The 15,424-nt window shown below is 64.8% G+C and carries 11 protein-coding genes and 1 pseudogene; all 12 read left to right on the forward strand.

Going from position 1 to position 15,424, the window contains the following annotated elements; translation table 11 throughout:
* Positions 1-101 precede the first annotated feature (101 nt).
* A complete protein-coding gene (locus tag GDA49_13225; GenBank protein ID MBC6441337.1) occupies positions 102-1,745 on the forward strand; it encodes a penicillin-binding protein 2 in 1,644 nt (547 codons plus the stop codon).
* On the forward strand, positions 1,723-3,195 hold the full coding sequence (locus GDA49_13230) for a UDP-N-acetylmuramoyl-L-alanyl-D-glutamate--2,6-diaminopimelate ligase (GenBank protein ID MBC6441338.1): 1,473 nt from the start codon (positions 1,723-1,725) through the stop codon (positions 3,193-3,195). Before GDA49_13225 ends, GDA49_13230 begins: the two co-directional genes overlap by 23 nt.
* Entirely contained in the window at positions 3,192-4,610 is a 1,419-nt protein-coding gene (gene murF, locus GDA49_13235) for a UDP-N-acetylmuramoyl-tripeptide--D-alanyl-D-alanine ligase (protein ID MBC6441339.1), read from the forward strand. The genes GDA49_13230 and murF overlap by 4 nt, the downstream gene beginning before the upstream one ends.
* A gap of 3 nt (positions 4,611-4,613) precedes the next feature.
* Positions 4,614-5,702, forward strand: coding sequence for a phospho-N-acetylmuramoyl-pentapeptide-transferase (locus GDA49_13240; GenBank protein MBC6441340.1), 1,089 nt, complete (start codon positions 4,614-4,616; stop codon positions 5,700-5,702).
* A 4-nt stretch (positions 5,703-5,706) separates the two neighbouring features.
* Positions 5,707-7,068, forward strand: a pseudogene (locus GDA49_13245) (UDP-N-acetylmuramoyl-L-alanine--D-glutamate ligase).
* Between the two features lie 674 nt (positions 7,069-7,742).
* Entirely contained in the window at positions 7,743-8,867 is a 1,125-nt protein-coding gene (locus GDA49_13250; protein MBC6441341.1) for a cell division protein FtsW, read from the forward strand.
* Positions 8,864-9,985, forward strand: a complete 1,122-nt coding sequence (gene murG / locus GDA49_13255) for an undecaprenyldiphospho-muramoylpentapeptide beta-N-acetylglucosaminyltransferase (GenBank protein MBC6441342.1) — start codon at positions 8,864-8,866, stop codon at positions 9,983-9,985. The genes GDA49_13250 and murG overlap by 4 nt, the downstream gene beginning before the upstream one ends.
* Positions 9,982-11,415, forward strand: a complete 1,434-nt coding sequence (locus GDA49_13260) for a UDP-N-acetylmuramate--L-alanine ligase (GenBank protein MBC6441343.1) — start codon at positions 9,982-9,984, stop codon at positions 11,413-11,415. The genes murG and GDA49_13260 overlap by 4 nt, the downstream gene beginning before the upstream one ends.
* A complete protein-coding gene (murB, locus tag GDA49_13265; GenBank protein ID MBC6441344.1) occupies positions 11,415-12,338 on the forward strand; it encodes a UDP-N-acetylmuramate dehydrogenase in 924 nt (307 codons plus the stop codon). The genes GDA49_13260 and murB overlap by 1 nt, the downstream gene beginning before the upstream one ends.
* On the forward strand, positions 12,335-13,255 hold the full coding sequence (locus GDA49_13270) for a D-alanine--D-alanine ligase (protein MBC6441345.1): 921 nt from the start codon (positions 12,335-12,337) through the stop codon (positions 13,253-13,255). Before murB ends, GDA49_13270 begins: the two co-directional genes overlap by 4 nt.
* The gene (locus GDA49_13275; protein ID MBC6441346.1) at positions 13,243-14,091 is read left to right on the forward strand and encodes an FtsQ-type POTRA domain-containing protein; all 849 of its coding nucleotides are present in this window, start codon (positions 13,243-13,245) and stop codon (positions 14,089-14,091) included. The genes GDA49_13270 and GDA49_13275 overlap by 13 nt, the downstream gene beginning before the upstream one ends.
* Positions 14,088-15,335, forward strand: coding sequence for a cell division protein FtsA (gene ftsA, locus GDA49_13280; GenBank protein MBC6441347.1), 1,248 nt, complete (start codon positions 14,088-14,090; stop codon positions 15,333-15,335). Before GDA49_13275 ends, ftsA begins: the two co-directional genes overlap by 4 nt.
* The last annotated feature ends 89 nt before the right edge of the window (positions 15,336-15,424 follow it).

Consider the following 15,424-nt stretch of genomic DNA (forward strand, 5'->3'; position numbering starts at 1 on the left):
ATCCTTCACAGATCGGCGTGCGTCCCGCGGGCGAGGGTGCTGCAGCCACCCTCCGTCTCGAGGGGGCGGTCAAGCAGGCGGCTGACGTATGCCGCTCCCGCATGTTCATTCTGGCGATGTGTTTCCTGGCGGCCTTCGTTGTTGTCGGTGGCCGGCTCGTCGAGGTCATGGCGGTGCCGTTGTCGCCGGATGCGGTGCTGGCGGACGGCGGCTTGGCCGTGCCGGTTGGTCGCGCCGATCTTGTCGACCGCAATGGTGTCCTGCTCGCGACGAACCTGCCGACGGCGTCGCTCTATGCCGAGCCTCGGCGTGTGCTCGATGCGGGCGAGGCGGCACGAGCGCTCGCAGGAATTCTGCCCGAGATCGATGCCGCCGAGGTCGAGGAAGACCTTGCCAGCGATCGCGGCTTCGTCTGGGTTCAGCGCAGCATCACACCCGTTCAGCAGGCTGAGATCCACGCTCTGGGCCTTCCCGGTCTGGGCTTCATGCGGGAGGAGCGTCGGGTCTATCCGCAGGGTCAGCTCACGTCGCATCTCGTCGGCTTCACCGACATCGACCGTCACGGCCTCGCCGGTGCCGAAATGGCGCTCGAGGGTGAGCTGCAGGCACGCGTAGCCGGCGACGGATTGCCGCTGGCGCTTTCGATCGATGTCCGTTTCCAGCAGATCGTGCGCGAGGAACTGGCTGCGACCATCGAGAAGTTCGAGGCCCTGGGTGGATCGGCTATCGTGCTCGACGCCAACACCGGCGAGGTCATGGCCATGGTCTCGCTGCCCGATTTCGATCCCAATCATGCCGGAGACTTTGACGCCGACATGCGCTTTAACCGGACCACGCTGGGTGTCTATGAGCTCGGATCCATCTTCAAGGTGTTCACTGCGGGAATGGCGCTCGACTCCGGTCTTGTGGATCTCGCAAGTGGCTATGACGCATCCGAGCCGCTGAGTGTCGCGAGTTTCACCATAAGTGACTACAAGCCCGAGAAGCGCTGGCTCTCTCTGCCCGAAATTCTCGTCTACTCGTCCAACATCGGTTCGGCACGCATGGCGCTCGACGTCGGCGCCGAGGGCCAGCAGCACTTCCTGCGCAGGATCGGCCTCATGGATCCCGTGGCAATAGAGCTGCCGGAAGTCGGCGATCCCATGTATCCGTCGACCTGGCGCGAGATCAACACGATGACGATCGGCTTCGGTCACGGCATCGCGGTGACGCCGGTGCAGGCCGCGGCAGCGTTTGCGTCTATGGTCAACGGCGGTACGCTTTACCAGCCGACTATCCTGCGCCGGCAGTCGGAGCTTCCGCCGTCCGGAACGCAGGTGATCGACGAAGAAACCTCCGACACGCTCAAGCTTCTGACCCATCTCGTGGTGCAGTACGGCAGTGGCCGGAAGGCACAGGTCGATGGCTATCTGATCGGCGGCAAGACCGGCACGGCCGAGAAACTCGATTCTGCCGGCGGCTACGCGGAAGACCTTCTGCTCTCGTCGTTCGCGGCGGCTTTTCCGATCGACAACCCCGAATACGTGATCCTCGTCTCGATCGACGAGCCGCAGGGCATCGAAGAGAGTTTCGGCTACGCCACCGGCGGCTGGACCGCGGCGCCCACCGTGGGTCGCATCATTTCCCGCATCGGTCCGCTTGCTGGTATCGCGCCGCGCGAAGGCCTGTTTCCCGACCTTCCCGAGGCCAAAGGTAACGCAGACGAACAACTGGAGGCGATCCTTGCAGCTTTCAGTTCTCGTTGACGCCGCGGAGACGCGCATCGTGAGCGGACCCGAGGATCTCGATATCCAGGGCCTTTCCGCCGATTCGCGTGCCTGCGAGGCCGGTTATCTGTTCGCCGCACTTTCGGGTACGCAGGTCGACGGACGCCGCTTCATTGCCGATGCGGCGGCGCGCGGCTCGGTCGCGGTGCTGACCGACGAATCCGGCTTGGATCAAATCAGCGCCGAAGGCCTCGCCCTTGTGGCATCGACGGAACCGCGTCGCAGCTTCGCGCTGGCATGCGCTCGGTACTACGAACGTCAGCCTAGGACATCGATCGCCGTCACCGGGACCAACGGCAAGAGTTCAGTCACCGAATTTTGCCGTCAGTTCTGGCAGCTTCTCGGCCACGACAGTGCGACCGTCGGGACGCTGGGCGTGGTTGGACCTGACGGTGCCGAGTCGCTCGCTCACACGACCCCCGATCCGGTTACGCTGCACGCCAGTCTGCAGGCGCTCGCCGACCGCGGCATTGACCGCCTGGCGATTGAGGCATCGAGCCACGGCCTCGATCAGAGCCGGCTCGACGGCATGGCCTTCAAGGCGGCCGGCTTCACCAACCTCACCCAAGATCACTTCGACTATCACCCCACGGTCGAAGCCTATCTCGAGGCCAAGGCGCATCTCTTCGATCTCGTCCTGCCCGGCGGTACGGCGGTTCTGAACGCCGATATCCTCGAGTTCGCCATGCTGGCCGAGCGCTGCCGTCAGCGCGATCTCGCGATCGCGTCCTATGGCCGCACCGGCACCCATCTGCGGCTGCTGCGCCAGGCGAGCGCAGCCGATGGACGACAGGCGCTGACGATCGCCGCGGATAGTCGTGAAATCGACGTCGATTTGCCTCTCGCCGGACGTTTCCAGGCCATGAACATACTGTGTGCTGCGGCGATGGTTGCTGCTGTCGAGAAATGTGCCGTCGCCGACGTGCTCAAGCATGCGCCCGGTCTGCGTGGTGTGCGCGGCCGTCTGGAGGCGGTCCCCGGTCACCCCGCGGGCGCGCAGGTGTATGTTGACTATGCCCACACACCCGATGCCTTGGAGAATGTCCTCGCGACGCTGCGCGACGATGTCGAGGGCCGCCTTGTGGTTGTCTTCGGTTGCGGTGGCGACCGCGACAGGGTGAAGCGGCCGCTCATGGGTGAGATCGCAGGGCGCCTCGCGGATTCGATCGTCGTGACCGACGACAACCCGCGCGGTGAGGATCCGGCATTGATCCGTCGCGAGATTCTTGCCGCCGTTCCGGATGCTCGTGACATCGGTGACCGGCGCGCGGCCATCGAGACAGCCATCGCATCGCTGAGACAGGGGGATGTCCTGGTGATTGCGGGCAAGGGCCACGAACCGGGTCAAACCGTGGGGGGGACGACCCTGCCGTTCGACGATGCGGAGGAAGCACGTCGGGTCCTTGCGAATCTGGAGGCCGGGGTATGACGCGGAACACGCTCTGGACCGACAAGTCCGCCGCCGATGCGACCAGCGGTGAGGCGACCGAAGCCTTCGAGGCCGATGGCGTGGCCTTCGACAGCCGCCAGGTCGCCGATCGGGATCTCTTCGTCGCACTGAAGGGCGAGCAGTCGGACGGCCACAACTACGTGACGCGGGCCTTCGAGAAGGGCGCGGCCGCGGCCATGGTCGAGCGCCAGCCGGATGAACCGACGGGACCTCTGCTTCTGGTCGTCGATACCGCGCGCGGGCTCGGCGACCTCGCCCGGGCGGCGCGGCGCAGGACCAGGGCGCGCATCGCTGCCGTCACAGGCAGCGTCGGCAAGACGGGAACCAAGGATGCCCTGCATCACGTGCTGGCCGCCCAGGGCGCCACCCATGTCAGCGAGAAGAGCTTCAACAACCATGTCGGCACGCCGCTGAGCCTGGCGCGTATGCCGATCGAAACGTCGTTCGGTATCTTCGAGGTCGGCACCAATGCGCCGGGCGAGATTGCACCCCTCTCGGGTCTCGTGTCGCCGCACGTCGCGCTGGTGACGACGGTCGAGGCGGTGCACCTCGGCAACTTCGCCGACGAGACCGCGGTCGCCGAGGAGAAGGCGGCCATCTTCGACGCGCTGGAAGAGGGCGGAACCGCGCTGATCAACGCTGACAACCGGCATGCGGATCGACTGACGGCCCGTGCCATGGCTTCGTCGGCCGGCCGGATCGCGACCTTCGGTAGTGGCGAGGACTGCGATCATCGCCTGATCGACTGGGCGCCCGATGTCGAGGGCGGGACGGTCACGGCCGCCATCGACGGCGTGCTCCACACCTATCGTCTCGTCCTGTCGGGCCATCACCACGCGCTCAACAGCGTGGCCATCCTTGCCGTCGTACATCATCTCGGTGCAGATGTGGCTGAAGCGTCTCGGTCGCTCGCGGCGATCGAACCATCGCCCGGCCGTGGCCGTCGCTATCGCGTTGCCCTGCCTGCCGGCGCGGCGATCGTGATCGACGAAAGCTACAATGCGAGTCCGGTGGCCGTGCGGGCCGCGCTCAAGGTGCTGGCCGACATGCCGCTTGGCTCGGAAGGCCGTCGCCTCGCCGTTCTGGGTGACATGCTGGAACTCGGTCCGACCGAGGGTGATGCCCATGCCGGGCTCGCCAGCGATGTCATCTCGGCCCAGGTCGATCTGCTCTTTGCCGTTGGTCCCCTCATGAACCGGCTCTACGGCGAAATGTCGCCGTCCCGTCGCGGTGGAGCGGCCGGCGATGCCCGCACCATGGCGATATTGCTCAAGCAGGTCATTCGACCCGGCGACGTCATCCTCGTCAAGGGGTCCCGCCGGATCGGTCTGGAAGCCGTTGTCGAGTCCCTGCTGGCCAACGATGGGCCCGCGAAAGCGGCTGAGGGGAGGTAGGCGATGCTCTTTTATCTGCTTCCGCCGCTCTCCGATGAATTCGGCGCTCTTCGCCTGTTCTCGTTCATCACGTTCCGCACAGGCGGTGCGCTCCTCACCGCGCTCTTCATCTGCCTGGTGTTCGGCAGGCAGATGATCAACTGGCTCAAATCGATCCAGGGTGCCTGCCAGCCGATCCGCGAGGACGGTCCCGAGTCCCACATCGTCAGCAAAGCGGGCACGCCTACCATGGGCGGCCTGCTCATTCTCACCTCGGTCACGCTCAGCACTCTTCTGTGGTCGGACCTCGGCAACGGCTTCGTCTGGGTCGTGCTTCTGGTGACGCTTGGATTTGGAGCACTCGGCCTTGTCGACGACTACATCAAGGTCTCGCAGCACACAAGTGGCGGCCTTTCGAGCCGCGTCCGGATCGTCGTCGAGATTGTGCTGGCGCTCGCGGCTGCCTTTGCCATCGCGACACTCTCGGGCCCGGAGATCGGAACCTCGCTTGCCCTGCCGTTCTTCAAAGACCTGCTGATCGATCTCGGCTGGTTCTTCATGGCGTTTTCGGTGCTTGTCATTGTCGGCGCCTCGAACGCGGTCAACCTGACCGATGGTCTCGATGGCCTCGCGATCGTTCCCATCATCGTCTGTGCGATGACCTTCGGCATCGTTGCCTATCTCAGCGGCCATGTGGTGTATGCGGAGTACCTCCATCTCCCGGCCGTCAGTGGCGCGGGTGAGCTTGCGGTCTTCTGCGGCGCGCTGGTGGGCGCCGGTCTCGGCTTCCTCTGGTTCAACGCGCCGCCCGCGATGGTCTTCATGGGTGACACCGGAAGCCTCGCTGCCGGTGCGGCGCTCGGCGCGATCAGTGTCGTCACGAAACACGAGCTGGTGCTGGCGATTGTCGGCGGGCTCTTCGTGCTCGAGACGGTGTCGGTCATCGTTCAGATCGCCTCCTTCAAACTCACGGGCCGCCGCGTGTTCCGCATGGCGCCGATCCATCACCACTTCGAAAAGAAGGGCTGGGCCGAGCCGACGATCGTGATCCGCTTCTGGATCATTGCGATCGTCCTGGCGCTCATCGGCCTTGCCACACTGAAGCTGAGGTAGAGCGATGATCGATCTCTCACGTCACGCTGGAAGCTCGATGGCTGTCTTTGGTTTGGGACGGTCCGGCATTTCCGCTTCATTAGCGCTTGCGGCCGGTGGGGGCGAAGTCAGCGCCTGGGACGACGATCCAGCGCAGCGACGGCATGCGGCCGAGCTGGGCGTTACGCTCAACGATCTCTACAGGATCGAATGGGAAGGCTTCCGCAGCCTTGTTCTCAGTCCCGGCGTTCCGCTCACCCATCCGGCGCCGCATCCGCTGGTGGCCCGCGCGCTGGCGGCGAAGATCGAGATACTTGGAGACATGGAGTTGTTCGCGCGCTCGCGGCCGCAGGGCCGTGTCGTCGGTGTGACCGGCACGAACGGCAAGTCCACGACGGCGGCGCTGATCACGCATCTTCTGCGTGCGGCCGGACTGGACGTCCAGCTTGGCGGCAACATCGGCACGCCGGTGCTCGATCTCGATCCGATGGAGGACGACGGCATCTATGTGCTCGAGCTCTCCTCCTTCCAACTCGACCTCATCCGCTCGCTGGTCAGCGATGTGGCCGTCCTCCTGAACGTGTCGCCGGACCACATCGAACGTCATGGCGATTTCTCGAGCTACATCGCCTCGAAGACGCGCATCTTTTCGCGCCGTGCATCGACCCAGACATCGGTGATAGGAATCGACGACGATGTCTGCCGCCGCATCCACGCCGAACTGGCAGGACGTCGTGGCCGTTCGATCATTCCGGTCTCCGTGCAGCGCCGGGTCGCCGGTGGTGTGTATGTGCTTGATGGCGTTCTGATCGACGAAACTGCGAAGAAGCCTTTCGAGGTGGCCGATCTCAGCAAGGTCAAGTCGCTGCTCGGCGTGCACAACTGGCAAAACGCCGCTGCCGCCTACGCGGCCGTTCGTGCGCTGGGTTTCGACGGCCAGTCGGTCATGAAGGCCTTCAAGTCGTTCCCGGGTCTGGTGCATCGGCAGGAAGTCATCGCCAGGATTGGCAAGGTGATTTTCGTCAACGACAGCAAGGCGACGAACGCTGCCGCGGCAGCGCGCGGTCTGGCCTGCTACGACAACATCTACTGGATCGCCGGTGGCCGCGCGAAGGAAGGTGGTATTGCGACGCTCTCGCCGCACTTCCCGCGCATGGCCCATGTCTTTCTGATCGGAGAGGCCGCCGGCGCGTTTGCTCAGACCCTTGATGGCCGTGTGCGCTACACGGTCTGCGGTGACATGGACAAGGCGGTCGCTGCAGCCGCCGAGAAAGCGCTGACCGAGCGCCGACCCCATCCGGTCGTCCTGCTCTCGCCGGCCTGCGCCTCATTTGACCAGTTCAACGACTTCGAAGACCGGGGCAACCGGTTCAAAGATCTGGTCCAAGCCGAGAAAAAACGGTGGGACACGGAGAACACCAAGAGCACCACCCAAGTCCAACCTAAGAAAGGTAAGAGGGGTGCAGACATGAAAAAGCCTGCTCCTAAGAAGTCTGCCGCGAAGAAGGCACCAGCCAAGAAGAAGGCCGTGCCGAAGAAGGCTGCCGTGAAGAAGGCACCAGCCAAGAAGAAGGCCGTGCCGAAGAAGGTTGCCGCGAAGAAGGCACCAGCCAAGAAGAAGGCCGCGCCGAAGAAGGCTGTCGCGAAGAAGGCACCAGCCAAGAAGAAGGCCGTGCCGAAGAAGGCTGCCGTGAAGAAGACACCAGCCAAGAAGAAGGCCGCGCCGAAGAAGGCTGCCGTGAAGAAGGCACCAGCCAAGAAGAAGGCCGCGCCGAAGAAGGCTGCCGTGAAGAAGACACCAGCCAAGAAGAAGGCCGTGCCGAAGAAGGCTGTCGCGAAGAAGGCACCAGCCAAGAAGAAGGCCGTGCCGAAGAAGGCTGTCGCGAAGAAGGCACCAGCCAAGAAGAAGGCCGCGCCGAAGAAGGTTGCCGCGAAGAAGGCACCAGCCAGGAAGAAGGCCGTGCCGAAGAAGGTTGCCGTGAAGAAGGCACCAGCCAAGAAGAAGGCCGCGCCGAAGAAGGCATCGGCCAAGAAGCGCTGAGGCGGGAGAGACGGTAACGCATGACGTCCTTTGCCCGAACAGACCGAAGTGTTCTGGGGCGGTGGTGGTGGACCATCGACCGATGGACCTTGGCAGTCCTGATCGCATTGCTCCTTTCCGGAGTGATGTTGATCATGGCCGCCAGCCCGCCGGTTGCGGACCGCATCGGAGCCGATGCGTTCCACTTCGTCCGTCGCCACTTCTTGTTCCTGGCGCTTGCGGTCATTGCGATGTTCGCGATGTCGCTGTTGGGGCCAAGGGGCGTGCGCCGTGTTGCTGTTCTCATGCTTGCTGTTTCCATCGGCCTTCTCATGATCACCCCGCTCGTGGGCGCGGAGATCAAGGGTGCGCGCCGGTGGATTTCCCTGGGAATGTTCTCGCTGCAGGCCTCCGAGTTCGTGAAGCCTGCGCTGGCCGTCGTGGTGGCCTGGCTTTTTGCTGAAGCCAAGAGCAATCCCGGGTTTCCCGGTTATTGGGTCTCGGCCGGTCTCGCCGCCCTGGTTGTCGGAGTGCTGGTCTGGCAGCCCGACTTCGGCATGGCCGCGACAGTGGTGACCATCTGGAGCGGCCAACTCTTTCTGGCCGGCCTGCCCTGGATCTTTGTCTTTGCCATTATTGCCATGGTCGTGGCGGGTTTTGTCGCCGGCTACAGCTTCATGCCCCATGTCCGCGACCGGATTGATCGCTTCCTCGATCCGGCATCGGGTGACAGTTACCAGATCGATACCGCCATGCGGGCCTTCGAGTCTGGTGGTGTCCTGGGGCGTGGTCCCGGTGAGGGCGTCGTCAAGGACGTCCTGCCCGACGCCCATTCCGATTTCATCTTTGCCGTGGCGGGCGAGGAATTCGGTTTGCTTGCCTGTTTGCTGCTTCTCGCGTTTTTCGCGTTTGTTGCGCTGCGCGGTTTCTATCGCATGGCCAACGAACGTGACCTCTTTGTCATGCTCGCGGTGGCCGGCCTGCTCATCCAGTTCACGATGCAGGCGATCGTCAACATGGGCGTGTCGCTCCATCTGCTGCCGTCCACCGGCATGACACTGCCGTTTGTTTCCTACGGCGGTTCGTCCCTTCTCGGCATGGCGATCGGCATGGGCATGATGCTGGCGTTGACCCGGCGAAGGCCCGAACACGGGAGGTCGGCATGACCGGCCCCGTCGTCATCGCTGCCGGTGGCACGGGCGGGCATCTCTTCCCCGCACTTGCCGTTGCCGAGGAACTGCTCTGCCGTGGCCGCGACGTTGTCGCCGTGACCGATCGGCGTGGCGGTGATCTGGCGCAGCGGATGGAGGGTGTTCCGGTTCATCGTCTTCGCGCGTCTGCGATCAGTGGGCGTGGGCTTGCAGGCAAGATCGGTGGCGCGGTTGACCTGTTGCGCGGTACATTTGAGGCCCGTCGTCTGCTGCGTCGCCTCGCGCCGTCAGCGGTCGTCGGCTTTGGCGGCTATCCCACAGTGCCGCCGTTGTTTGCTGCCTATCAGCTTGGGCTTCCCGCCCTGATCCATGAGCAGAATGCGATCCTCGGACGAGCCAATCGGCTCTTGGCACCGCGGGTCAGCGCTGTCGCGACCTCCTTCGCGCAGACCGAGGGGCTTGCCGCCGCTGACGCCCTTGTGACGGGCAATCCCGTGCGGTCGGCGATCGCGGCGCTGTCGGATGCGGACTATGACGCACCGGGGCGGGACGGCGCGTTTCGACTTCTGGTCTTCGGCGGCAGCCAGGGCGCTCGTGTCATGAGTGATGTCCTGCCTGCAGCCATCCACGCCTTGGCGGCAGGCGTGCGGTCGCGTCTTCGCATTGCTCAGCAGTGCCGCGGTGAGGACCTCGACCGTGTCCGAGCGGTCTATCGGGACATCGGCATCGAGGCCGATGTCGCAACATTCTTTGACGACATGGATCGCCGGTTCGGTGACGCCCACCTCGTGGTCTGTCGCGCAGGCGCATCGACCGTGGCGGAGCTTGCCGCCGCGGGTCGCCCGTCGATCCTGGTCCCCTATACCCATGCCACTGATGATCATCAGACCGCCAACGCCCGTGCCGTTGAAGCGGCCGGGGCGGGATGGCTCATTCAAGAAGAGGCCTTCACGCCCGAGTCCGTCGCGGCGCGCCTCGAGGCATTCCTGACCTGTCCGTCGGCGCTGATCGATTGCGCAGCCGCGGCCCGTGCATCGGTACGCGCGGACGCGGCGATGCGACTGGCCGACGCCATCGACCGTCTCGGCGGCAGCAATGGCCATGGTCCCGTCATCAGGGAGCAGGCGGCATGAAACAGTCCCCTACAAGCCTCGGACCCATCCACTTTGTCGGCATCGGCGGCATCGGGATGAGCGGCATCGCCGAAATCCTGCACAGCCAGGGCTACCGCGTGCAGGGCAGTGACATCGCCGAAAGCCCAAACGTGCTGCGTCTTCGCGAACTCGGTATCGCCGTCGAGATCGGCCATGACGCAAGGCATGTCGGTGACGTTGCGGTTGTCGTGACCTCGTCTGCGGTCAAGGCCGACAACCCCGAGGTCGAGGAAGCCCGCCGGCGCTGGATTCCCGTTGTGCGGCGCGCCGAGATGCTGGGTGAACTGATGCGCCTGAAAAAGGCGATCGCCGCCGGTGGAACGCACGGCAAGACCACGACGACGTCGATGATCGGCTGGCTTCTGGAATGTGCCGAGCTGAATCCGACCGTGATCAACGGCGGTATCGTCAATGCCTACGGCACGAACACGCGCCTCGGTGACGGCGACTGGATGGTCGTGGAGGCCGACGAGTCTGACGGAAGCTTCCTGCGCCTGCCGGCGACATCGGTGATCGTTACCAACATCGATCCCGAGCACTTGGAGAACTACGAGTCCTTCGACGAGGTCCGCGACGCCTACGAAACCTTCGTCAGCAACATCCCGTTTTACGGTTTCGCGGCGCTCTGCATTGACCATCCGGAGGTGCAGGCGCTCGTGGGCCGGGTCACCGACCGCCGCATCGTGACCTATGGCCTCGGTGCCCAAGCCGATGTGCGCGGCACGAACTTGCGCCTCTGCAACGGCGGCTATCGGTTCGATGTTGTCCTGACCGATCGCGTGACACGCGCCGCGCGCACCATTCGCGGCGTGTATCTGCCGATGTGGGGCGAACACAACGTCACCAACGCGCTGTCATGTGTGGTTGTCGCCCAGGAGCTCGGCATCCCCGATCATGCTCTGATCGAGGCGCTCGGCAGCTTCGCCGGCGTCAAGCGCCGCTTCACCCGCACGGGCGAGGCAGGCGGCATCACGGTGATCGACGACTACGGCCACCACCCGGTCGAGATTGCGGCGGTGCTGAAGGCCTCGCGCGAGGCCTTCCAGGGCCGGATCGTCGCCGTCATTCAGCCACATCGTTACTCGCGTCTGGCGGGCCTGTTCGAGGACTTCTGCTCCTGCTTTATCGACGCTGACGTGGTCGTCGTCTCAGACGTCTATCCTGCCGGTGAGAACCCGATCGAGGGTGCGGATCGCGACCACCTGGTCGAAGGCCTGCGCAAGTGCGGTCATCGGCACGTCGAGGCGCTCGACGACCCGTCCGATCTTGCTGCTCTTGTCGCCCGCGTCACGCAGCCTGGCGATGGCGTGATCTGTCTCGGTGCCGGGACGATCACCCGTTGGGCCAACGCACTGCCCGAAGAGCTCCGCGCCGTTTTGGCCGAGGCCGACATGCCGGAGGTCGGCTGATGGCGGTAGTGGCGACCGATCCGATGATCGGACTGCCCAGGATCAGGGGCAGCTACAGGTTCGAAGCGGACCTGGCGAAGACCACGTGGTTCCGCGCCGGCGGCCGCGCCGACGTCCTGTTTCGTCCCGCCGACGAGGACGATCTCGCGTTCTTCATGACGAACCGGCCGCTCGATATGCCTGTCACGGTGCTGGGCGTCGGATCCAACCTTCTGGTCCGCGACGGGGGAATTCCCGGTGTCACGATCCGTCTGGGGCGCGGCTTCACCGACATCGCCGTGAAAGCCTGCGACGTCACGGCAGGTACCGGTGCGCTCGACCTCAATGTTGCCAAGGTTGCCGCGCAGGCCGGTGTCGCCGGGCTTGAGTTCCTCGTCGGTGTTCCCGGCACGATCGGCGGTGCGGTCCGCATGAACGCCGGTGCCTACGAACACGAGCTGAAGGATGTGCTTGTCGGCGCGCGTGCCGTCGATCCTCGCGGTGTCGTGCACGAACTGGGGCCCGATCATCTGGGGCACAACTATCGTCACAGCAGCGTGCCGGAAGGCTGGGTCTTCACGGCCTGCTCGATACGCGGCACGGACGGAGCGCCAGGTGAGATCACGGCGCGCATGGAGGCAATCCAGCGCAGTCGGGCCGCAAGCCAGCCGATCCGTGAGCGCACGGGCGGCAGCACGTTTAGGAACCCCATGGGCCGCAAGGCTTGGGAGCTGATCGACGCCGCGGGTTGCCGTGGCCTGCGCCGCGGTGCCGCCATGGTGTCCGAGCAGCACTGCAACTTCCTGATCAACACCGGCAACGCCTCGGCGACCGAACTGGAGGAGCTCGGCGAAGACGTCCGTCGGCGCGTGTTCGAAAGCCAGGGCGTTCGGCTTGAATGGGAAATCCGCCGCATCGGCCGGCGACCGGGGAGGACGGCATGACGAAGCACGTCGCTGTTCTCATGGGTGGCTGGAACTCCGAGCGTGAGGTTTCGCTGGTCTCTGGCCGCGACTGCGCTGATGCGCTGGAGGAGAAGGGATATCGCGTCAGCCGTATCGATGCGGGTCGCGACATCGCCCAGGTTCTGGCGGAGATGCCTGAGCGCCCGAATGTTGTGTTCAACGCGCTTCATGGCCGCTTCGGCGAGGATGGCTGCATCCAGGGCCTGCTCGAGATCCTCGGCCTGCCCTACACGCACTCCGGTCCGCTCGCCTCTGCGCTCGCCATGAACAAGGATGCGGCGAAGCTCCTTTACGCCGGTGCCGGTATTCGCTGTCCCGAGGGCCGTATCGCCACACGCGACGAGATCGGTCTGCCGGCACGGATGGACCGGCCCTTTGTCGTGAAACCCAACCAGGAAGGTTCCAGTGTTGGCGTTCGCATTGTCGAGGAGAACGACAACGACGATCGCCTGATCAAGGACGATTTCCGATACGGCGACGAAGTTCTGGTCGAAACGTTCATTCCCGGCCGTGAACTGACCGTAGCGGTGATGGGCGAACGTCCGCTCGGCGTGACGGAGATCCGCATCACGGAAGGCTTCTACGACTACCACAACAAGTACACCGAGGGCGGTTCGCGGCACATCGTGCCGGCACCGGTGCATGACGAGACCTACGCCAGGGTCCAGGACATGGCGCTGCGCGCGCACCGTGCGCTGGGTTGCCGTGGCGTGACCCGTGCGGATTTCCGCTATGACGACACCGGGGGCGAACCCGGCGCGCTCTTCATGCTTGAGGTCAACACGCAGCCGGGCATGACACCGCTGTCGCTGGTGCCCGAGCAGGCGGCCCATGTCGGCATTTCGTTCGGGGATCTGGTTGCCTGGATGGTGGAGGAGGCGCGGTGCGACGCCTGATTCCCCAGTGCGCAACGAAACGCGAACGCCAGCCGCGGCCGGTCTGGAAGCAGATCGTCCTGCGCTGCCTGCCGCTCGGCATTCCTCTTGTGCTGGCCACCGGGCTGGTCGTGTTCATCGTTGTGACCGGTGTGGCGGAGAAGAACTGGCACCAGACGAGCGGCGACTTCGTCGACTACACCGCACGCATGGGCCTTTCGGTCCAGACCGTCACGGTCGACGGCCGCGAGCGGACCGACTGGCAGACCCTGATGGACGCGCTCGGGATCAAGATCGGCGATCCCATGCTGGCGCTTGATCTCGAGGTCGCACGCGAGCGCGTTTCGGTGCTGCCTTGGGTTCGCAACGTCGCGATCAAGCGCATGCTGCCCGAAACTCTGGTCATGACGCTGGTCGAACGCCGGCCCCTAGCGTTGTGGCAGAACGAGGGGCGCCTTTCGGTGGTCGATGCCGAGGGCCGTGAGATCGCCGGTGCCAAGCCTGCCGAGTTCACCGAACTCCTTCTCGTCGTTGGTCCCGACGCGTCCATTCATGCCGCGGCGCTGCTCGACGTTATGGGTGGCGAGCCCGGACTTCGTTCACGGGTGGCCGCGGCCGTCCGCATCGGCGAGCGCCGCTGGAACCTGAAGCTGGACGACGGCATCGAGGTCCAGCTACCCGAGGACGGGCTTGAGGAGGCCTGGTTCGCACTGGCCGACATGGATCGGACCGAACAGCTTCTGGCACGCGACGTTCAGGCCGTCGATCTGCGCTTTCCCGACCGACTTGTCGTCCGTCTGACGCCGGATGCCCGGTCGCGCATGGATATCGACGACAGTGAAGGTGAAGACACATGACGGCGCCGCGTACAGGTCTGATCGCCGCCGTCGATGTCGGCAGCACCAAGACGGTCTGTTTCGTCGCGCGCAGCGACGACGGCGGGGGTCTTCGTGTCGTCGGTATCGGTTGCCAGGCGTCGCGCGGCGTACAGGCGGGCACGATCGTCAACATGGAGGCGGCCGAGCAGTCGATCGCCGCTGCGGTCAACGGCGCCGAACAGATGGCGGGTGAGATCCTGCGCCACGCCTGGGTCAACGTCTCGGGCGGACAGCCGCGTTCGCGCCAGGTTGCCGTCGACGTGACCATCGCGGGTCACGAGGTTGGCGATGCCGACCTGCGCCGGATGATGCAGCAGAGTCGCCAAGCGATCGAGACCGATGATCGCGCGGTTCTTCATGCCATGCCCGTCGGCTGCAGTATTGACGGCCACCGCGGTATCCGCGACCCGCGCGGCATGGTCGGCGAGCGGCTGGGCGTCAACGTCCATTTCGTCACGGTCGCCGACGGACCGCTTGCGAACCTGGAAACATGCATTTCGCGCTGTCATCTCGACATTGCGGGCCGGGCGAGCACGCCTTACGCATCGGCGTTGGCCGCCCTGGTCAAGGACGAAATGGATCTTGGCGTCACCGTCGTCGACATGGGCGGCGGCACCACCAGTGTCGCGGTCTTCTTCGACGGTGATTGCATCCACGTCGATCAGGTGCCCGTCGGCGGCCAGCACGTCACCAACGACATTGCTCGGGTGCTCTCTACGCCGGCCGAGAAGGCCGAGCGCATCAAGACGCTCTATGGCAGCGCCGTCAGCTGCACCGACGACGACCGCGAACTGATCAATGTGCCGATCATTGGTGAGGGCGAAAACGACGTGACCCAGGTGCCACGATCGATGCTGACAAGCATCATACGTGCCCGGCTCGAGGAAACGCTCGAAATGGTTCGCACCCAGCTCGCCACGGCCGGTCTCGATAAGCTCGGCGGCCGCCGCCTCGTGCTCACCGGCGGCGCCTCGCAGCTTCACGGCGTGCGCGACATAGCCGGTCACGTACTCGGCAATCAGGTTCGCCAGGGGCATCCGCTCTGGCTCAAGGGCCTGGCCCAGGCCACGGCTGGGCCGGCATTCACTGCCTGTGCCGGCCTGCTGAGCTACGGCGCGCGCGGCCACGACAGCAATGAACTGGAATTCAGCGGCTGGCAGATGTCAGGCGGCCTCCTGGGCCGCTTCGGCAGGCTCGGTCACTGGTTGAGGGATAATTTGTAATGGGAGCCCGCACGACCCGGCGGGCTGACCTGAGGTGCCGGCGGCAGATGTGCTGCTGGATACGGGTGTCACTCTAGCTCTGGAGGCTT

Source organism: Rhodospirillales bacterium, from assembly GCA_014323865.1.
Classification (GTDB): Bacteria; Pseudomonadota; Alphaproteobacteria; order SP197; family SP197; genus SP197.

Bases quoted from the DNA above. Each gene is read 5' to 3' on its own strand.
- ftsA (MBC6441347.1), top strand. From the start codon at position 14,088: ATGACGGCGCCGCGTACAGGTCTGATCGCCGCCGTCGATGTCGGCAGC.
- murB (MBC6441344.1), top strand. From the start codon at position 11,415: ATGGCGGTAGTGGCGACCGATCCGATGATCGGACTGCCCAGGATCAGG.
- murG (MBC6441342.1), top strand. From the start codon at position 8,864: ATGACCGGCCCCGTCGTCATCGCTGCCGGTGGCACGGGCGGGCATCTC.
- GDA49_13260 (MBC6441343.1), top strand. From the start codon at position 9,982: ATGAAACAGTCCCCTACAAGCCTCGGACCCATCCACTTTGTCGGCATC.
- GDA49_13240 (MBC6441340.1), top strand. From the start codon at position 4,614: ATGCTCTTTTATCTGCTTCCGCCGCTCTCCGATGAATTCGGCGCTCTT.
- GDA49_13270 (MBC6441345.1), top strand. From the start codon at position 12,335: ATGACGAAGCACGTCGCTGTTCTCATGGGTGGCTGGAACTCCGAGCGT.
- GDA49_13225 (MBC6441337.1), top strand. From the start codon at position 102: ATGTTCATTCTGGCGATGTGTTTCCTGGCGGCCTTCGTTGTTGTCGGT.
- GDA49_13250 (MBC6441341.1), top strand. From the start codon at position 7,743: ATGACGTCCTTTGCCCGAACAGACCGAAGTGTTCTGGGGCGGTGGTGG.
- murF (MBC6441339.1), top strand. From the start codon at position 3,192: ATGACGCGGAACACGCTCTGGACCGACAAGTCCGCCGCCGATGCGACC.